The sequence below is a fragment of the Pseudomonas sp. R3-56 genome (assembly GCF_051132075.1).
Lineage (GTDB): Bacteria > Pseudomonadota > Gammaproteobacteria > Pseudomonadales > Pseudomonadaceae > Aquipseudomonas.
Genome location: NZ_CP071657.1, coordinates 1524450 through 1542852, shown reverse-complemented (window position 1 = coordinate 1542852; position 18403 = coordinate 1524450). Strand labels below are relative to the sequence as shown.

14 protein-coding genes, 3 tRNA genes, 1 pseudogene and 1 riboswitch are annotated in these 18403 nt (G+C 61.1%); of the genes and pseudogenes, 3 read left to right on the top strand and 15 right to left on the bottom strand.

Going from position 1 to position 18403, the window contains the following annotated elements:
* Nucleotides 1-370: 370 nt before the first annotated feature.
* A complete protein-coding gene (locus J3P96_RS07265) occupies nucleotides 371-697 on the top strand; it encodes an Arc family DNA-binding protein (RefSeq protein ID WP_010226671.1) in 327 nt (108 codons plus the stop codon).
* 121 nt (nucleotides 698-818) lie between these two features.
* Here J3P96_RS07265 and mgtE read toward each other — a convergent pair whose 3' ends face one another.
* The gene (gene mgtE, locus J3P96_RS07260; protein ID WP_434572363.1) at nucleotides 819-2261 is read right to left on the bottom strand and encodes a magnesium transporter; all 1443 of its coding nucleotides are present in this window, start codon (nucleotides 2259-2261) and stop codon (nucleotides 819-821) included.
* A 321-nt stretch (nucleotides 2262-2582) separates the two neighbouring features.
* On the opposite strand from mgtE, the pseudogene J3P96_RS07255 reads away from it, so the two are divergent.
* Nucleotides 2583-3096, top strand: a pseudogene (locus J3P96_RS07255) (cell envelope protein SmpA).
* Nucleotides 3097-3115: 19 nt separating this feature from the next.
* Here J3P96_RS07255 and J3P96_RS07250 read toward each other — a convergent pair.
* The 7 genes from J3P96_RS07250 to ltaE form a co-directional block, all read right to left on the bottom strand.
* Nucleotides 3116-3192 (bottom strand) — tRNA-Arg (locus J3P96_RS07250).
* Between the two features lie 72 nt (nucleotides 3193-3264).
* A tRNA-Arg gene (locus J3P96_RS07245) sits at nucleotides 3265-3341 on the bottom strand.
* 106 nt (nucleotides 3342-3447) lie between these two features.
* Nucleotides 3448-3538, bottom strand: a tRNA-Ser gene (locus tag J3P96_RS07240).
* Nucleotides 3539-3600: 62 nt separating this feature from the next.
* Nucleotides 3601-3789 (bottom strand): carbon storage regulator CsrA, encoded by a 189-nt coding sequence (csrA, locus tag J3P96_RS07235; protein ID WP_003178872.1) that lies wholly within the window; start codon nucleotides 3787-3789, stop codon nucleotides 3601-3603.
* 185 nt (nucleotides 3790-3974) lie between these two features.
* On the bottom strand, nucleotides 3975-5216 hold the full coding sequence (locus tag J3P96_RS07230; RefSeq protein WP_305499355.1) for an aspartate kinase: 1242 nt from the start codon (nucleotides 5214-5216) through the stop codon (nucleotides 3975-3977).
* A gap of 83 nt (nucleotides 5217-5299) precedes the next feature.
* Nucleotides 5300-7921: an alanine--tRNA ligase gene (gene alaS, locus J3P96_RS07225; RefSeq protein WP_434656291.1), complete on the bottom strand. Its 2622-nt coding sequence runs from the start codon at nucleotides 7919-7921 to the stop codon at nucleotides 5300-5302.
* Between the two features lie 145 nt (nucleotides 7922-8066).
* Nucleotides 8067-9071, bottom strand: a complete 1005-nt coding sequence (gene ltaE, locus J3P96_RS07220; protein WP_434656289.1) for a low-specificity L-threonine aldolase — start codon at nucleotides 9069-9071, stop codon at nucleotides 8067-8069.
* Between the two features lie 261 nt (nucleotides 9072-9332).
* A riboswitch (FMN riboswitch) is annotated at nucleotides 9333-9499 on the top strand.
* A gap of 101 nt (nucleotides 9500-9600) precedes the next feature.
* Between ltaE and J3P96_RS07215 the strand changes: the two genes are divergently transcribed.
* On the top strand, nucleotides 9601-10110 hold the full coding sequence (locus J3P96_RS07215; RefSeq protein WP_434656287.1) for a 6,7-dimethyl-8-ribityllumazine synthase: 510 nt from the start codon (nucleotides 9601-9603) through the stop codon (nucleotides 10108-10110).
* Between the two features lie 123 nt (nucleotides 10111-10233).
* Here J3P96_RS07215 and astE read toward each other — a convergent pair whose 3' ends face one another.
* The 7 genes from astE to J3P96_RS07180 form a co-directional block, all read right to left on the bottom strand.
* Nucleotides 10234-11241, bottom strand: a complete 1008-nt coding sequence (gene astE / locus J3P96_RS07210; protein WP_434656285.1) for a succinylglutamate desuccinylase — start codon at nucleotides 11239-11241, stop codon at nucleotides 10234-10236.
* Nucleotides 11242-11253: 12 nt separating this feature from the next.
* A complete protein-coding gene (locus J3P96_RS07205) occupies nucleotides 11254-11541 on the bottom strand; it encodes a topoisomerase II (protein ID WP_305499345.1) in 288 nt (95 codons plus the stop codon).
* A gap of 69 nt (nucleotides 11542-11610) precedes the next feature.
* Nucleotides 11611-12957, bottom strand: coding sequence for an N-succinylarginine dihydrolase (gene astB, locus J3P96_RS07200; RefSeq protein WP_434656284.1), 1347 nt, complete (start codon nucleotides 12955-12957; stop codon nucleotides 11611-11613).
* Nucleotides 12958-13088: 131 nt separating this feature from the next.
* Nucleotides 13089-14558 carry a succinylglutamate-semialdehyde dehydrogenase gene (gene astD, locus J3P96_RS07195; protein ID WP_434658114.1) on the bottom strand — a complete coding sequence of 490 codons (1470 nt, stop codon included), beginning with the start codon at nucleotides 14556-14558 and terminating at the stop codon, nucleotides 13089-13091.
* Complete coding sequence (gene astA / locus J3P96_RS07190; protein ID WP_434628955.1) at nucleotides 14555-15580, bottom strand: arginine N-succinyltransferase; 1026 nt, start codon at nucleotides 15578-15580, stop codon at nucleotides 14555-14557. The genes astD and astA overlap by 4 nt, the downstream gene beginning before the upstream one ends.
* A gap of 56 nt (nucleotides 15581-15636) precedes the next feature.
* Nucleotides 15637-16656, bottom strand: coding sequence for an arginine/ornithine succinyltransferase subunit alpha (aruF, locus tag J3P96_RS07185; RefSeq protein ID WP_434572348.1), 1020 nt, complete (start codon nucleotides 16654-16656; stop codon nucleotides 15637-15639).
* A gap of 221 nt (nucleotides 16657-16877) precedes the next feature.
* On the bottom strand, nucleotides 16878-18098 hold the full coding sequence (locus J3P96_RS07180; RefSeq protein WP_434656282.1) for an aspartate aminotransferase family protein: 1221 nt from the start codon (nucleotides 18096-18098) through the stop codon (nucleotides 16878-16880).
* Nucleotides 18099-18403: the final 305 nt, after the last annotated feature.

Sequence of the window (18403 nt, the reverse complement as noted above, 5' to 3'; positions counted from 1 at the left end):
ATCCCCGGCTCGTCGGCCTAGTAAATCGGCATTTTGCCACTATCCTATACAAAGCAAGGACAGTCGCCATTGTGCTCCGTAGCGGTTATCCGCCAAACGGTATGGCACAACGACACGATGCAGTGGTCACAAATGCGGAACCTGTATGTTTTTTCAAACCAGTCCGCATTTTTTGACGAAGGGTGCTGGCATAACGCCTTTACCCGGATCAGAATTTGTCACAGAATTGGCGCCAATGATCTGGCAATTTTGAGGCATCATGCGGGCCTCTTAACAATTCAGGTTGAACATTTGGCTGCGGACCTTGTCCTATCGACATCCTGCGGCCAATCCCGAGAACCGCTCCCCTGAACTAACCGGTTAAATAAATATGCGCCCAATGAAACAGGCAATTTATTCCAGCCGTACGGCTGACAAGTTCGTCGTGCGTCTGCCAGACGGAATGCGGGAACGCATTGCCGAGGTGGCTCGTAATCATCACCGCAGCATGAACTCCGAAATCATCGCGCGCCTTGAGCAAAGCCTGATTCAGGAAGGGGCACTGGGTGAAGAGTTGAGCATGCGCCTGGACAGCCCTGAGCTGTCGTTGCACGAGCGCGAGTTGCTTCAACGCTTCCGACAACTTTCCCATCGTCAGCAGAACGCCCTCGTTTCGCTGATTGCCCACGACGCAGAAATGGCCGCAGACGCGTCCTGATCACCACCCAATTATTAAAGCCAGCCTTGTGCTGGCTTTTTTTTGCCTGGAATCCGGCCGCTGGCAAAAACCATCGCGCACAAAAAAGCCCGCCAAACAGGCGGGCTTCTTGAGGAGCCATTCAGAGCAGGAAAATCGTCGCCAGGCCCAGGAAGATGAAAAACCCTCCGCTGTCCGTCATGGCGGTAATCATCACGCTGGCGCCCATTGCCGGGTCGCGCCCCAGGCGGGCCAGGGTCATCGGGATCAATACTCCCATCAACGCCGCCAGCAGCAGATTGAGCGTCATCGCCGCGGTCATCACCACACCCAGCGACCAACTGCCGTATAGCAGGTACGCCACCACGCCGATCACGCCGCCCCAGATCACGCCGTTGATCAACGCCACCGCCAGCTCCTTGCGCATCAATCGCGACGTATTGCCGGTGCTGACCTGGTCCAGCGCCATGGCGCGAACGATCATGGTGATGGTCTGGTTGCCAGAGTTGCCGCCGATGCCGGCTACGATAGGCATCAACGCCGCCAGCGCTACCAGTTTCTCGATGGAGCCTTCGAACAGGCCGATGACGCGAGAAGCGACAAACGCCGTAACCAGATTGACCGCCAGCCAGGCCCAACGGTTACGCAGGGATCTCCAGACCGAAGCGAAGATGTCTTCCTCTTCTCGCAGACCGGCCATGCTGAGGACTTCGCTTTCGCTTTCCTCACGAATCAGGTCAACCATTTCGTCGATGGTGAGACGGCCGATCAGCTTGCCGTTCTTGTCCACCACCGGCGCGGAAATCAGGTCATAACGCTCGAATGCCTGGGCCGCGTCGTAGGCATTTTCGTCGGGATGGAAACTCACAGTGTCGCTGGCCATGACCTCGGCAACCTGCTTCTCCGGGTCATTGACGAGCAGCCGCTTGATCGGCAGCACGCCCTTGAGCACGCCGTCATAATCAACCACGAAGAGTTTGTCGGTATGCCCCGGCAGCTCCTTGAGGCGACGCAGGTAACGCAAGACCACTTCAAGGCTGACGTCCTCGCGGATCGTCACCATCTCGAAGTCCATCAGCGCACCGACCTGCTCCTCGTCGTAGGACAACGCCGAGCGCACACGCTCGCGCTGTTGCCCATCAAGCGCTTCCATCAGCTCATGGACAACGTCGCGCGGCAGTTCGGGGGCGAGGTCGGCGAGCTCGTCGGCGTCCATCTCCTTGGCCGCCGCCAACAGCTCGTGATCATCCATGTCGGCGATCAGGGTTTCACGAACCGAGTCGGACACTTCCAGCAGGATGTCACCGTCGCGATCGGCCTGGACCAGTTGCCAGACCGTCAGACGTTCTTCCAGTGGCAAGGCTTCGAGGATGTAGGCGACGTCGGCCGAGTGCAGGTCATCGAGCTTGCGCTGCAACTCGACGAGATTCTGCCGGTGGACCAGGTTCCCGACCCGGTCGGAATGAGGGCCTTCCTGGCGATGCGTCAGGTCTTCCACGACCCGCTGACGATGCAGCAGCTCAACGACTTGAGCGAGGCGATCCTGAAGGCTTTCCTGCGTTTTTTTTACTTCTACTTCGGTCATAGGCGAACTCCACTCCCAGCAGTGGAGCACGCCGGAAGGATCAATCAGTCAATTCATGATTGGTAAAACGCGATATTGAGTAACTACTGGGTAAGTCCATGAAGATATTCCAAAGCCCCGGCGGGGCTGACGGCCGCAATCATACACCGCTTGACGCTCTAGAACGTTAAAAAATCGTGGCAAGAACAAGCGCTTGCGAGACAAACCTGAACACAGGCTGAACCTCTGCATTTACGACGACTTATTCTGAAAAGAAAACACACGCTGCGGCGCAAATGTAGCGGCTACCCTTCTTTACCAACGGTCAAGGAGGAAGCCCGGATGCCCGCAAACCGCTGTCTGTTTCCACTCGCCGCCTTAGCCTGCCTGCCCCTCTGGAGCGCCGCACAAACCGTGCATCGCTGCGAAAACGGCGCCGGGCAGGTGACGTTCACGAGCCTGAGCTGCCCATCCGGGGAGATCCTGTCCGTGCAGCAGATAAACTCATTCAACCCGGGCCACGTCGCACCGCTGCTGCCGGAAGCGCAGCCGCTTAAAACATCCGGCAACACAAACAGACGCAAGGCACCGACCATCGTTGGCCAGTTGGAGGACGACTGCGGGAATCTGATCGACGCCAGCCAGCGCCGGGAGGCAATCATGGATCGGCGGGTAATCGCTGGCATGAGCCAGCAAGACGTGGAGAGCGCACTTGGCCGGCCCGACACGATCAAGGTGCGGAATTCGAACACGCGCTATACCTACAAAAAGAGGAATGGCCGCAGCACCGAGGTCGCGTTCGATGAAAAAGGCTGCGTGAAACGTTAAATCCCAGACAGCAAAAAGCCCGCGTTAAACGCAGGCTTTTTGGTGTTTGGTGCACTCGACAGGATTCGAACCTGTGACCGCTCGGTTCGTAGCCGAGTACTCTATCCAGCTGAGCTACGAGTGCAAGTTGTGGTTTTATACCAGATCACAACTGGTTGTAGCCAAGTTATTTGCATCGCTGCAAGCAACTCTTAAATGGTGCACTCGACAGGATTCGAACCTGTGACCGCTCGGTTCGTAGCCGAGTACTCTATCCAGCTGAGCTACGAGTGCATTTGTTGCCGCGCATTATAGGTCGCCGAATCTTTTTGTAAAGCGCTTTTTTCAGTAATTTCAAACAGTTACCGATCAAGCCAGAGACAGCGCACTAAACGAATAATGGCGGAGAACGGGGGATTCGAACCCCCGACACCCTTTTGAGGTGTACTCCCTTAGCAGGGGAGCGCCTTCGGCCACTCGGCCAGCTCTCCGCAACACGGGGCGTATATTAACCACCTTCATCCCCGTTTGCAAACATAAAAATCGATAAAAATTAATGGCTTGGTTCGTCGTCCTTCTCTTTCTTGATACGCAGGTAAATTTCCTCCCGGTGCACAGCGACCTCTTTCGGCGCGTTGACGCCGATACGCACTTGGTTTCCTTTGACGCCGAGCACGGTCACGGTGATTTCGCCATCGCCAATAATCAGGCTCTCTGCGCACCGACGGGTCAGAATCAGCATACCTTTCTCCTCACGCGATTCAGTTCAGGAACAACAGTCTGCAAAAAAAGGGCATGACACCTACAACCGAAACGGTCGCAGCCCACAGGCCTAGTATTGACCAGCGGGCGCAAAAGAACAGTTTTGGGACATGCCATCCGGAAAAACAAAGGGCGCGGTCGAAACCGCGCCCTCAAGGCAACGCCTTACTCGCCCTGTCGGGCCGCAGCGTCGAGCTCAAAAGCCGTGTGCAGGGCGCGCACGGCCAGTTCCAGGTACTTCTCTTCGATCACCACCGACACCTTGATTTCCGAGGTGGAGATCATCTGGATATTGATGCTTTCCTTGGCCAGCGATTCGAACATGCGGCTGGCCACGCCTGCGTGGGAGCGCATGCCGACGCCGACGATCGAGACCTTGGCGATCTTGGTGTCGCCCACCACTTCCCGGGCGCCAATCTCGCCAGCGGTCTTTTTCAGCACGGTTTCAGCGGCCTGGTAATCGTTGCGGTGCACGGTGAAGGTGAAGTCGGTGGTGTTATCGTGCGCGACGTTCTGCACGATCATGTCGACTTCAATGTTGGCCGCGCTGATCGGGCCGAGAATCTTGAACGCCACGCCGGGAGTGTCTGGCACGCCACGGATGGTCAGCTTGGCTTCATCGCGGTTGAAAGCGATGCCGGAAATGATCGGCTGTTCCATGGATTCCTCTTCATCGATAGTAATGAGGGTGCCCGGACCCTCCTTGAAGCTGTGCAGAACGCGCAGCGGAACGTTGTACTTGCCGGCGAACTCCACCGCGCGGATCTGCAACACCTTGGAACCGAGGCTGGCCATTTCCAGCATCTCTTCGAAGGTGATCTTGTCCAGGCGCTGAGCCACGGGCACGACCCGCGGATCGGTGGTGTAGACGCCATCCACATCGGTGTAGATCTGGCACTCGTCAGCCTTGAGGGCTGCCGCCAGGGCCACGCCAGTGGTATCGGAACCGCCACGGCCAAGGGTGGTAATGTTGCCGTGCTCGTCCACGCCCTGGAAACCGGCGACAACCACGACGCGGCCAGCCTTCAGGTCACCGCGAATCTTCTGGTCATCGATCTGCAGGATACGCGCTTTGTTATGCGCACTGTCGGTCAGGATACGCACCTGGTTGCCGGTGTAGGACACCGCCGGTACGCCACGCTTGATCAGCGCCATGGCCAGCAAGGCGATGGTCACCTGCTCGCCAGTGGAAACGATTACGTCCAGCTCACGGGGGACCGGTTGCTGGTCGCCGCTGATTTGCTTGGCCAGATCGATCAGACGGTTGGTCTCGCCGCTCATTGCCGACAGCACGACCACCAGGTCATCGCCAGCGTCACGGAATTTCTTAACCTTGTCGGCGACTTGTTCGATTCTCTCGACGGTGCCGACCGAGGTGCCTCCAAATTTCTGTACGATCAAAGCCATTTCAAAGCCGCCTCTGCCCATGAAGGGCGCCCAAATAATCTCGACAGCGCCCGGGCCCGCCTTGGCGAACCCGGGGCGCTGCCTTAAATGCCCTGCTCTACAAATGCAACGGTCTGGGCCAGTGCCGCGTCCAGGGCGCTGGCGTCGGTACCGCCGCCTTGCGCCATGTCCGGACGACCACCGCCCTTCCCGCCCACTGCCGCAGCGGCCTGCTTCATCAAATCACCGGCTTTGAGTTGGCCAGTCAGGTCTTTGGTCACGCCTGCGACGAGAACGACCTTTTCCTCATGGACACCGCCGAGCAGGATCACTGCGCGGCCGAGTTTGTTTTTCAGTTGATCGACCAGCGCCAGCAGCGCCTTGCCGTCCTGGCCGTCGAGACGCACGGCCAGCACTTTCACACCCTTGACGTCCACCGCCTGGGCCGACAGATCGTCGCCCGCGGCGCTGGCAGCCTTGGCCTGCAACTGTTCAAGCTGCTTTTCCAGCAGGCGGTTGCGTTCCAGCACAGCCGACAGCTTGTCGATCAGGTTGTCACGGCTGCCCTTGATCAGGCTCGCCGCTTCCTTGAGTTGTTCTTCAGCCGCGTTGAGGTAGGCCAGCGCAGCAGCGCCAGTGACCGCCTCGATACGCCGCACACCGGAGGCCACGCCGCCTTCGCTGATGATCTTCAGCAGGCCGATGTCGCCGGTACGATTGGCGTGGATGCCACCGCACAGCTCCACCGAGAAATCGCCCATGCTCAGCACGCGCACGTTATCGCCGTACTTCTCGCCGAACAGCGCCATCGCGCCTTTGCGCTTGGCGGTCTCGATGTCGGTTTCCTCGGTCTCTACCGGGGAGTTCTTGCGGATCTCGGCGTTGACGATGTCTTCCAGCGCCTTGAGTTGCTCAGGCTTGATCGCTTCGAAATGGCTGAAGTCGAAGCGCAGGCGCTGGCTGTCCACCAACGAGCCCTTCTGCTGAACGTGTTCGCCCAGCACCTGGCGCAACGCTGCGTGCAGCAAGTGTGTCGCGGAGTGGTTCAACGCAGTCGCGTGACGGACCTCGGCGTCGACATGGGCGGCCACGGGCGCTGCGACCATCAGGCTGCCGGAGGCCAGCACGCCGTGGTGCAGGAACGCGCCGCCGGTCTTGGTGGTGTCACGCACATCGAAGCGCGAGTTGCCGGCCTGCAAGTAGCCGCTGTCGCCGATCTGGCCGCCGGACTCGGCGTAGAAAGGTGTCGTGTCCAGCACGATCACGCCTTCCTGGCCTTCGCTCAGGATGTCGACCGATTGCCCGTCCTTGTAGATCGCCACGATCTTGGCCGAGCCGGTGGTCGCGGCGTAACCGGTAAATTCGGTGGCCACGTCAACCTTGACCAGGCTGTTGTAGTCCATGCCGAAGGAGCTGGCGGAGCGCGCACGCACGCGCTGGGCTTCCATCTCGCGCTCGAAACCTTCCTCATCGAGGGTCAGGTTGCGTTCGCGGGCGATGTCGCCGGTCAGGTCCATCGGGAAGCCATAGGTGTCGTACAGCTTGAACACCACGTCACCTGGAACCACGTTGCCCTTGAGCTCGGCCAGATCCTGCTCGAGAATCTTCAGGCCCTGCTCCAGGGTCTTGGCGAACTGCTCTTCTTCACCCTTGAGGACACGTTCGATGTGCGCCTGCTGAGCCTTGAGCTCCGGAAAGGCCTCGCCCATCTCGGCCACGAGCGCCGCGACGATCTGATAGAAGAAGCTGCCCTTGGCGCCCAGCTTGTTGCCGTGACGGCAGGCGCGACGAATGATCCGGCGCAGCACATAGCCGCGACCTTCGTTGGAAGGCAGTACGCCGTCGGCGATCAAGAAGCCGCAGGAACGGATATGGTCGGCCACCACTTTCAGCGAGGCCTGGTTATCGTTGGTGCAACCGATGGCCTTGGCCGAAGCGGCCAGCAGGCTCTGGAACAGGTCGATCTCGTAGTTGGAGTGGACGTGCTGCAACACCGCACTGATCCGCTCCAGGCCCATGCCGGTGTCTACCGACGGCGCCGGCAGCGGATGCAACACGCCGTCGGCGGTGCGGTTGAACTGCATGAACACGTTGTTCCAGATCTCGATGTAACGGTCGCCGTCTTCTTCCGGCGAGCCGGGTGGGCCGCCCCAGATGTCGGCGCCGTGATCGTAGAAGATTTCGGTGCAAGGGCCGCACGGGCCGGTATCGCCCATGGTCCAGAAGTTGTCGGAAGCGTAAGGCGCGCCTTTGTTGTCGCCGATGCGCACCATGCGTTCAGCCGGGACACCGACCTCTTTGGTCCAGATGTCGTAGGCTTCGTCGTCGGTGGCGTAGACCGTGACCCAGAGCTTTTCCTTCGGCAGGTTCAGCCACTTTTCGGAGGTCAGGAAGGTCCAGGCGAAGGTGATGGCGTCGCGCTTGAAATAGTCACCGAAGCTGAAGTTACCCAGCATTTCGAAAAAGGTGTGGTGACGAGCGGTATAACCGACGTTTTCCAGGTCGTTGTGCTTGCCACCGGCACGCACGCATTTCTGGCTGCTCACCGCGCGGGTGTAGGCACGTTTTTCCTGGCCCAGGAAGCAGTCCTTGAACTGGTTCATCCCCGCGTTGGTGAACAGCAGGGTCGGGTCGTTGCCCGGAATCAAAGAGCTGGAGGCTACTCGGGTGTGGCCTTGCTCTTCGAAGAAGCGAAGGAAGGCTTCACGGATTTCTGCGCTTTTCATTAGGTTCTTCCACGGAGGCTGCGGCCAAAGGCCTGTGCAAAACGTCAACAGACGAAGCAACGGCAAAGGGCCGCATTATATCGGCCCTTTGCGTGGGGTACAGTGTGTTATGCGATAGAAACCGTCAATCGGACCGCTGAAAGGATCAGTTGCGGGAAAATTCGACGAAAGTGTCGATCACCTGGTCGATTTGCCCGGCACCGACATCCATGTGGGTGACCATGCGCAGACGGGGCGCGGCACTGAGCTGGATGCCTCGCTCGGCGGCATAGGCCTTGATCGCCTCGGCCCGCTCGCCGATCTGCACGTAGACCATGTTGGTCTGCACCGGCTCGACGGCATAACCGACTGCACGCAAGCCTTCGGCAAGCCGCTGGGCATTGGCGTGATCATCGGCCAGGCGCCGGACGTTATGTTCCAGGGCATACAGCCCCGCCGCCGCGAGGATCCCGGCCTGGCGCATGCCGCCACCGACCATCTTGCGCAGCCGACGAGCCTTGCCGATCAACGCGTCAGTGCCGCACAGCACCGAGCCCACCGGAGCACCGAGCCCCTTGGACAGGCACACCGACACCGAATCGAAATGCTGGGTGATCTCCCGGGCGTCCACATTCAGCCTGACGGCGGCGTTGTACAGCCGCGCGCCGTCCAGGTGCAGCGCCAGGCCATGTTGCCGAGTGAAACGCCGGGCTTGCGCCAGGTATTCCAGCGGCAAGACCTTGCCCTGCATGGTGTTTTCCAGGGCCAGCAGGCGGGTGCGGGCAAAATGGAAATCGTCGGGCTTGATTGCGGCAGCCACTTGCGCCAAGTCCAGCGAGCCGTCCGCCTGCACTTCCAGGGGCTGAGGCTGAATCGAACCGAGCACCGCCGCACCGCCACCCTCGTATTTGTAGGTGTGGGCCTGCTGGCCGACGATGTATTCATCGCCGCGTTCACAGTGGGCCATCAACCCCAGCAGGTTGCTCATGGTGCCCGTGGGCACGAACAACGCCGCCGCGAACCCCAGGCGCGCGGCCAGCTCGGCTTCGAGACGATTGACGGTCGGGTCTTCGCCATACACATCGTCGCCGGTCGGCGCGCTGGCCATGGCATCCAGCATGCCGGCGCAAGGTTGGGTCACCGTGTCGCTGCGAAGGTCGATAACGCTCATGAATCTGGCCTCGGTTCTGTATGGGGAAATTCCCTTTTGAAGGGCAATTACTGCGGGCATGGGCAGGAATAATCAAGCCCGGTCGAAGGAAAACACCACCAGAACCTGAATTAATCAAAACACCTGTGGGAGCGAGCTTGCTCGCGATGGCGGTGGGTCAGTCAACATCAATGCTGGCGGATCTCACGCCATCGCGAGCAAGCTCGCTCCCACAAGAGGTTATGTGTTAAAAACTGTCCGCCGCCACAAAACGTGACGGCAAAACGTTCTCAGGGCGGGGTGCAACTCCCCACCGGCGGTAATTGCGCGCAATGCGCATAGCCCGCGAGCGCTTGGTGCTACAGGTCTTTACAGTGCAGCGACAAGGTCAGCAGACCCGGTGTGATTCCGGGGCCGACGGTCATAGTCCGGATGAAGAGAGAACGGGATTGACACCCAAGGGCCGCCTGCGACTGTCTTGTGCGCGGCGTACCCTCGAATCCCCTTCGATTCATGACGCCCTGTTTTTCACACAAACAGGAACCAGAACATGCAACCCACCGCAATCGACAGCAAGACCAAAACCCATCCGGGCGAGCGCGTCGCGTTCATCCAGGCCTGCTGGCACAAGGAAATCGTCGACCAGAGCCGTAAAGGCTTCGTCACTGAGATGATCAGCCAGGGTTATCAGGAAAGTGACATCGACTTCTTCGAAGTCGGCGGCGCCTTCGAAATCCCGCTGCACGCCAAGCTGCTGGCCAAGTCAGGTCGTTACGCCGGCATCGTCGCCGCCGGCCTGGTGGTGGACGGTGGCATCTATCGCCACGAGTTCGTCGCCCAATCGGTGATTAGCGGTTTGATGCAGGTTCAGCTGGAAACCGAAGTGCCGGTATTTTCGGTCGTGCTGACGCCGCATCACTTCCACGCTGGCGAAGAACATCAGAAATTCTTCTTCGAGCACTTCGTGTACAAGGGCCAGGAAGCGGCGAAGACCTGTGCCGATACGCTGCACAAGACGCGGGCGTTGCGCCGCAGTGAGCAGCGGTCGGTCGCGGTCTAAAGAAACACTGAGACCCTGTGGGAGCGAGCTTGCTCGCGATAGCGGACTGTCAGTCACCTTCAACATTGACTGAAGCACCGCAATCGCGAGCAAGCTCGCTCCCACATTGGTTCTGCGTTGGCTTTAGGCCAGGTTCTCGTCAGTCGCTGGCACGATCAGGATGCCCGCGCGCAAGCCATTCTTGACCTTGGGATTGGGGAAGATGATCCGGGCGCCCTCTTCTTCGATCACCCAGCGGGTCTGGGCGATGTCCTCGGCCAGGACGTAACCTTTTTCAAGTTCCGAGAAGTTCTCGATGTCTGCCGGCAGGTTCAGGCGGAAGCTGTCGCTGTGCTTGATGATTTCCCGCGCCACGCTGAACAGTTGCAGACCATCCAGGCTGTCTTCCAGCTCCGGCTCGTTGCCTTCGATGATCTGGTGCAGGCGGGTTTCCAGCTGGTTGACGTTGACGCCACCGTTCTGCCCGAACGGCCGGGCCTTGCCCAGTTCCAGGGTGAAGGACTCGGCGCCCAGCTGATCGTAGGTGTACGCGCTGAAGACAATGGACGGTTTGTTCTGCAGCAACACCGCTTCCATGCCCGCCGCGCGCAGGCGCGCCAGCTCGCGACGTGAGTGTTGGCGACCTTCCTTCCAGGGGTACAGGGCGAACTGCTCGATCTTCGAACCGCGAATGGCGGTGTGCAAGTCGTAGTGCAGACGGCTGCGGTCCGGCACGCTGAAGAAACTCGCGGCCAGCCGTTCCAGCTCACAGGCGCGCAACGCCTCGGGGCCGCCGCTCAGTTCGTGGCGGCCGTTGAACAGCCGGTTGACGTCCTGCTCGACAAAACGCTCGCCGCGACGAATCGCCTCGGGGTTGCCGAACAGAAAAAGAATGCGTGCCCGCGGCTTCAGGTCGCCGCGGGCAATGTCGTGCAGCAGGCGATCGAGCAACTCGATCGGCGCGGTTTCATTGCCATGAATACCGGCCGACAGCAGCAGGTCCAGGCCGTTGTCCCGGGCTTCGGGCGGCTTGACCTCCAGCGCGCCCTCGCTCAACCAGCGCATCCGTACGCCTTCGACAGTCAGTTGAGTCTTCTCCGCCGGTTCGCGGCCGGCGAGGGTCAGTTCAAGCAGTTTGCCGAGGGCGAGCATAGCGCGGTTTCCTTAGTGGTCGTGGCCGCAGTCAGGGCCATGGACGTGGTCGTCATCGCCGATGTCGGCCGGTTCCATTTCCAGTTGCAGGCTGACCAGGTTGGTCGCCAATGGACGCAGCAAGAGGTTGGCGTATTCCGCGTCCCCTTCCTCGACGTCGACGCCGATCAACAGCTGGCCGCGGCCGTCCTGCTGGATCCACAGCTCCTTGCCCTGCCACATCACCGCGACGCGGGTGCAGGAGGTTTCCAGTTGCGTGCCGTCGGTGTCTTCCAGGATAAGCTGCAGGGTATCGCTCATGTCTTTACATTCTCGTCGGGGGATAAGGCAACGCGCCCTGCTTTGACTGTAGTCAGGACGCGCGCGCTTTCAATTGATCTGGAAAGGATAAACCGCGCCAAGTTTAAGGATTTGTGTCAGTTCATCCAGTGCCGACCGGCATTCAAGCAGCAATTGCGGGTCCGCCAGGTCGTTTTCGGTCATGCGGTCGCGGTAATGGCGCTCGACCCATTGGGTCAACGACTCATACAGCGGCGCGGTCATGATAACCCCTGGGTTGACGGCCGCCAGTTCGGTTTCGTTAAGCGCCACGCGCAACCTCAGGCAAGCGGGGCCGCCGCCGTTCTGCATGCTTTGCTTGAGATCGAAGACCTTCACTTCGCGAATCACCCCGCCAGACCCCGTCAGGCCTTGCAGGTAGTTCCAGACGCGTTCGTTGCCACGGCATTCTTCCGGCACGATCAACAGCATCGAGCCGTCGGCACGCGACAGCAACTGGCTATTGAACAGGTAGGAACGTACCGCATCATCCACGGTGACCGCCGAACGCGGTACGCACACTGGCTGAAATTTCCCACCGACCTTGGCGATTTTATTGCTCAGCTCGGCCAGCATCCGGTCCGTGTCGAGGAACGCGTCCTCGTGATAGAACAATACTTCGCCGTTACCGACCGCGATCACGTCGTTGTGGAAGACGCCCTGGTCGATCACCGCCGGGTTCTGTTGGGCGTACACCACGCCCTCCTCGCTCAGGCCGTGCAGGCGGGCAACGGCGCGGGACGCTTCGAGGGTCTGGCGCGCCGGGTATTTCTGTGGCGACGGGTAGCGGCTGTCGAAGGCGCTGCGGCCGAAGACAAAAAACTCGACGCCGGCCTCGCCATAGGCACGGCAGAATCGCGTGTGGTTGGCCGCGCCTTCATCGCCGAATTGCGCCACCGCGGGCAACGCGGCGTGATGGGCGAAGTGCTGCTGGTCGGCGAACATCGCGCCCAACACGCGGCTGGTGGTCGGGTGCTCGATGCTGCGGTGGTATTTGCAATTGAGGTTGGCGGCGGTGAAATGCACGCGGCCGTCAGCGGTGTCGGCGCTCGGGCTGACGGTGGCGGCGTTCGCCACCCACATGCTCGAGGCCGAGCAACTGGCAACCAGCAGCGGCATCGCTTCTTTCGCGGCGCGCTGGATGACCTGCGCATCGCTGCCGGCAAAGCCCAGCCGACGCAAGGCCGCCACGTCCGGACGCTCCTGCGGCGCCAGCACGCCCTGCTGGAAGCCCATGTCCATCAGCGCCTTCATTTTCGCCAGGCCTTGCAGCGCCGCTTCCTTGGGGTTGGAGGATTGCTGGCTGTTGCTCTGGGACGCGACGTTGCCGTACGAGAGCCCGCCGTAGTTATGGGTCGGCCCCACTAGACCGTCAAAGTTGACTTCATAGGATTTCATCAGCGAGGCTCCACGAGAATCTGTTTTTTATAGGCATTCAATAACGACTGCGGCGCGCCGATCGCGAGCAAGCTCGCTCCCACAGGGTCTTGCACTGTCCTTGTGGGAGCGAGCTTGCTCGCGATTGGGGCTCACACCATTGTCACGCCGGGAGTGAGGGCAGCCGGCATGACCAGGCTCGGTGTCTCCAACGACGCAACCGGGTACGCGCAGTAATCCGCCGCGTAATAAGCACTGGCGCGGTGGTTGCCCGAGGCGCCGATGCCGCCGAACGGCGCGCTGCTGGCGGCGCCGGTCAGCTGTTTGTTCCAGTTGACGATGCCGGCGCGGCTTTGCAGCCAGAACTGGTCGTAACGTTCTTGCGAGTCCGAGAGCAAACCGGCGGCCAAGCCATATTGGGTATTGTTGGCCTCGCTGATCGCGGCGGCGAAATCCTGGTAGCGGATCACCTGCAGCAGCGGCCCGAACAACTCTTCGTCCGGGCGCTCGGTCACGGCGGTCACGTCGAGGATCCCCGGGGTCAGCAATGCGGCCTGGGGCTGTGGCTGGGTCATGGCGAGCAGCGGCACGGCGCCCTTGCCCAGCAAATGATTCTGCGCGTCCATCAGCGCCTTCGCCGCGCCTAAGGAAACCACCGAGCCCATGAACGGCGCCGGTTGCTGGTCAAAGGCGCCGACTTCGAGAGTCGAGCTGACCTGCACCAGGCGCGCCAGCAAGGCATCGCCCCAGGCACCTTCCGGCACCAACAGGCGGCGTGCGCAGGTGCAACGCTGGCCGGCGGAAATGAACGCCGACTGGATGATCGTGTAGACCGCCGCATCGACGTCGGCCACTTCATCCACCACCAGTGGGTTGTTGCCGCCCATTTCCAACGCGAGGATCTTGTCCGGACGACCGGAAAATTGCTGATGCAGCAAGTTGCCGGTGCGGCTGGAACCGGTGAAGAACAGCCCGTCGATGCCCGGATCCGCCGCCAGGGCGATACCGGTTTCCCGCGCGCCCTGCAGCAGGTTCAGCACGCCCGCCGGCAAGCCGGCCTCGACCCAGCACTGGACCGTCAGCTCGGCGACTTTCGGGGTCAGCTCGCTCGGTTTGAACAACACGCAGTTACCCGCCAGCAGCGCCGGCACGATGTGCCCGTTGGGCAGATGGCCGGGGAAGTTGTAAGGGCCGAATACCGCCACCACACCGTGGGGCTTGTGCCGCAGCACGGCGGTGGCGTCGCCCAGGGGGCAGCTCTTTTCGCCGGTGCGCTCGCGGTAGCTCTGTACCGAAATCGCCACCTTGTTGATCATGCTGGTGACTTCGGTGGCGGCTTCCCACAGCGGCTTGCCGGTTTCCTCACCGATGCAACGGGCCAATTCGTCAGCCTGCGTCTTCAAGGTGCCGGCGAAGGCTTCGAGCACCTGGATGCGTTCATCCAGCGAGCGCCGCGCCCACTCCGGGAACGCCTGGCGCGCCGCCTGCACGGCCGACTCGACCTGCGCCGCCGTGGCGCCCTTGCCCGTCCACAACACTTGCTGGGTGACCGGGTTCAACGACTCAAAGACGTCGCCCTGGCCTTCCAGCCAGCTTCCCGCGATGTACAACGATTTCATTATTTGGTCTCCCGAGCGGCGGACAACGCCACGGCACGCACCTGGTCGCCGGCGTTGAGTTGAAGACGTTTGGCGGTCAGCGGATCGACCACCAGGGTGCCCGCGGCGAAGCGCGCAGGCGCCGCGGTGATGCGGCAGTCCTGGCACTTGCGGTTATGGATGAGGAACGGCGTGGCGTCATCGCCCGGCGTGCCGATGGCGAGTACCAGCGCCTGGCTGTCGCGAATCGCGCGGATCTTGCCGGTTTCGCATTCAACGGCGGGACCAGCGTCGAAGATGTCGACATAGCCCTGATAACTGAAGCCTTCGCTCTTGAGCATCGACAGCGCCGGTTCGGTGTCGGGATGGACCTGGCCGATCACGGCCCGGGCATCCTCGGACAGGAAGCAGGTGTACAGCGGGAACTTGGGCATCAATTCGGCAATGAAAGCCTTGTTGCCCACGCCGGTCAGGTAATCGGCCTGGCTGAATTCCATCTTGAAGAAGTGCCGGCCGAGGCTTTCCCAGAACGGCGAACGGCCGTTTTCGTCGGACATGCCGCGCATCTCGGCGATGATCTTGTTGCCGAACAGCTGGGAGAATTCGGCGATAAACAGCAGCCGCGCCTTGGCCAGCATGCGACCGTTCAGGCCGTTGCGGTAGTCGGCGTGCAGGAACAGCGAGCACAGCTCGGAGTTGCCGGTCAGGTCGTTGGCCAGGAACAGCGTCGGGATTTCCCGGTAGATGTTCAACTCCTGGGAAGCGCTGACCGTCAGGCCGACGCGGAAGTTGTACCAAGGCTCGCGCAGCCCCACGGCACCGGCAATGGCGGAAATGCCCACCACGCGACCATCGTCGTCTTCGAGCACGAACAGATAGTCCGCGTCACCACGCCCGGCTTCGCCGCGAAAGGTCTTCTCGGCCCAGCCGACCCGATGCGCCAGGCGCTCTTCGTTGGCCGGCAAGGTGGTCAGGCCGGTGCCGGTGCTGCGGGCCAGGGCGATCAGCGCGGGTAAATCGCTGCTGCGTACGGGACGAACGATCATGCTATCTCCTCAAACGGGCCGCTAAAGCCACCCGCGAAAAACTCGTCTGTAAAGCGTTATACGGCTACCAGGCGCACGCTGGCACCCTCGCCGACGCCAAGGGCTTCGGCCGCTTCCATATCCAGTGTCACGGGCTTGCCCGGCGCGTAATCGAGTTCGAGCAGCACGGCGCGGTAATCCTGCAGTTGGGCATTGGCCACCAGGTACTGGCGGCCCACGCCCTTCACCGTTTCACCGATCTTGACCGGCACCACGCGGCTCTGGGCGATGGAGCGGATCCCCGAGACACGCGCATGCAAGGTCGGACCGCCGTCGAAGATGTCGATGTAGTGATCGGTCTCGAAACCTTCCCGCATCAGGATGTCGAAGGTGATCTGTGCACGCGGGTGGACCTGGCCCATGGCTTCCTGTGCGGCGTCCGGCAACAGCGGCACGTAGATCGGGTAATGCGGCATCAGCTCGGCGAGGAAGGTCCGGCTTTTCAGCCCGCACAGGCGCTCGGCGGCGGCGTAATTGAGGTCGAAGAAGTTGCGACCGATGGCGTCCCAGAACGGTGAATCGCCATTCTCATCGCTGTAGCCGACGATCTCGGTCACCACCGAATCGGCGAAGCGCTCCGGATGGCTGGCCACGAACAGCAGGCGCCCACGGGAATTGAGCTCCGCCCAAGGCGACCCGACCAGTTCCGGGACCACGTAGAAACTGGTCAACAGACTGTTACCGGTCAGGTCGTGGCACTGGGACAGGACGTGAATCTTGTTGTGGATCTTCAGCTCGCGGGAGGCATGGACGAACGTCTCGTTGCGAAAGCTGTAGAACGGCTCGGAATAGCCCGCCGACGCGACGATGGCCGAACAGCCCACCAGCTTGCCGGTGGTGGTGTCTTCGAGGACGAAGAAATAGCTTTCCTCACCGTTGAAACTGACTTCGGCGGCGAACGAGGCTTCGCTTGCAGCGATCTTGTCGCTCAGGCGTTCCACGTCGTCCGGCAAGGAAGTGACACCGATCGGACTGTCCGCAGCCAGCCGCTGTACCTCGCCCAGGTCAGCCATTTGCGCGGGGCGCATCACCAGCATGGTGTCACTCCTTAACTTGAAATAAACGGTTCGACCGTAAGGCCGATACACAGAGAATAAAAACCGGACATCAACTCGGGCACGCAAGCGGACTTCCTGTGGGAGCGAGCCTGCTCGCGAAGCGGACTCCCCGATCTGCCTGGCAGACCGAGGCGATTCCATTCGCGAGCAGGCTCGCTCCCACAAAAGCCCGACCCCCACCAGGGCCGGTCAAGTCTGGATCAGGCTTGCGTCAGCTTCGCCGCAGCCCGCTCGAAGCGGTCCAGGCCGGCGTCGATGTCGGCGTCTTCCACCACCAGGCTCGGGGCGAAACGAATCACGTCCGGGCCGGCTTGCAGAATCATCAGGCCTTCCTGCTCGGCGGCGTTGAAGATGTCCTTGGCCTTGCCCTTCCAGGCGTCGTTCAGCACGCAGCCGATCAACAGGCCCAGACCGCGCACCTGGGTAAACAGGCCGTATTTCTCGCCGATCTGCTCCAGGCGCGCCTTGAATTTCAGATGCTTGGCTTTGACGCCACCGAGCACTTCAGGCGTGTTGACCACGTCGATCACCGCTTCGGCCACCGCGCAGGCCAGCGGGTTACCGCCATAGGTGGTGCCGTGGGTGCCGACCACCAGGTGCTTGGCCAGCGCTTCGGTGGTGAGCATCGCCGCGATCGGGAAACCGCCGCCCAGGCTCTTGGCGCTGGTGAGGATGTCCGGGACCACGCCGTAGTGCATGTAGGCGAACAATTCGCCACTGCGGCCCATGCCGGTCTGCACTTCGTCGAATACCAGCAGCGTATTGTGTGCATCGCACAGCTCGCGGGCGCCTTGCAGATAAGCCAGATCGCCCGGCAGCACGCCGCCCTCGCCCTGGATCGGCTCCAGCACCACGGCGCAGGTTTTGTCCGAGACTGCTGCTTGCAAAGCCGCAAGGTCGTTATAAGGAACGTGGGTGATGCCGGTGATTTTAGGACCGAAACCGTCGGAGTACTTCGACTGCCCGCCAACGTTGACGGTGAACAGGGTGCGCCCGTGGAAGCTGTTGAGCGCGGCGATGATCTCGTATTTCTCGCTGCCAAACCGATCAAAGCCGACGCGACGGGCCAGCTTGAAGGCGGCCTCGTTGGCTTCGGCGCCGGAGTTGCAGAAGAACGCGCGCTCGGCAAAGGTCGCGTCGACCAGCTTGTGGGCCAGGCGCAAGGCCGGCTCGTTGGTGAATACGTTCGACACATGCCACAGCTTGTTGGCCTGCTCGGTCAGGGCTCCGACCAGCGCCGGATGGGCATGGCCCAATACGTTGACTGCGATACCGCCAGCAAAGTCGATCAATTCGCGACCGGACTGGTCCCACACGCGGGAACCGGCACCACGCACAGGGATAAAGGCAGCAGGTGCATAGTTGGGAACCATTACCTGGTCGAAATCGGCGCGTTGGACCGCGGCTTGCTCAACGGACATCGGAGTCTCCTGAAGAGGAACACCCGCCTGGAACTGGCGAGCTTGGTGAGGATTGTAAGGACAGTTTTCAGCCCGGCCTTGCCGCCAAGCGACAACTTCTTATAGCGCCAACCCACGATTTTCGCGGGTTTACGCCAATGCGACAAATAGCATCGCAAAGGCGCAGTTTAAACGTTGGCGCAGGATTTGCGGCGACAGCGTCGAGATTTGCTTCAAGCATCGGCCGGCATCGCCCATGCCATACATATGTAGTGCCTTTGCGTTGCGCAAATCAGGTTTGCTGGCGTGCCGATCCCGCGGGGATC

What these genes read in the sequence shown, in the direction of transcription:
- csrA (WP_003178872.1), bottom strand. Translation starts at nt 3,789, where the DNA reads ATGCTGATTCTGACCCGTCGGTGCGCAGAGAGCCTGATTATTGGCGAT.
- J3P96_RS07215 (WP_434656287.1), top strand. Translation starts at nt 9,601, where the DNA reads ATGCAACCCACCGCAATCGACAGCAAGACCAAAACCCATCCGGGCGAG.
- astB (WP_434656284.1), bottom strand. Translation starts at nt 12,957, where the DNA reads ATGAAATCCTATGAAGTCAACTTTGACGGTCTAGTGGGGCCGACCCAT.
- astE (WP_434656285.1), bottom strand. Translation starts at nt 11,241, where the DNA reads ATGCTCGCCCTCGGCAAACTGCTTGAACTGACCCTCGCCGGCCGCGAA.
- mgtE (WP_434572363.1), bottom strand. Translation starts at nt 2,261, where the DNA reads ATGACCGAAGTAGAAGTAAAAAAAACGCAGGAAAGCCTTCAGGATCGC.
- J3P96_RS07265 (WP_010226671.1), top strand. Translation starts at nt 371, where the DNA reads ATGCGCCCAATGAAACAGGCAATTTATTCCAGCCGTACGGCTGACAAG.
- J3P96_RS07230 (WP_305499355.1), bottom strand. Translation starts at nt 5,216, where the DNA reads ATGGCTTTGATCGTACAGAAATTTGGAGGCACCTCGGTCGGCACCGTC.
- J3P96_RS07180 (WP_434656282.1), bottom strand. Translation starts at nt 18,098, where the DNA reads ATGTCCGTTGAGCAAGCCGCGGTCCAACGCGCCGATTTCGACCAGGTA.
- alaS (WP_434656291.1), bottom strand. Translation starts at nt 7,921, where the DNA reads ATGAAAAGCGCAGAAATCCGTGAAGCCTTCCTTCGCTTCTTCGAAGAG.
- aruF (WP_434572348.1), bottom strand. Translation starts at nt 16,656, where the DNA reads ATGCTGGTGATGCGCCCCGCGCAAATGGCTGACCTGGGCGAGGTACAG.
- astA (WP_434628955.1), bottom strand. Translation starts at nt 15,580, where the DNA reads ATGATCGTTCGTCCCGTACGCAGCAGCGATTTACCCGCGCTGATCGCC.
- J3P96_RS07205 (WP_305499345.1), bottom strand. Translation starts at nt 11,541, where the DNA reads ATGAGCGATACCCTGCAGCTTATCCTGGAAGACACCGACGGCACGCAA.
- ltaE (WP_434656289.1), bottom strand. Translation starts at nt 9,071, where the DNA reads ATGAGCGTTATCGACCTTCGCAGCGACACGGTGACCCAACCTTGCGCC.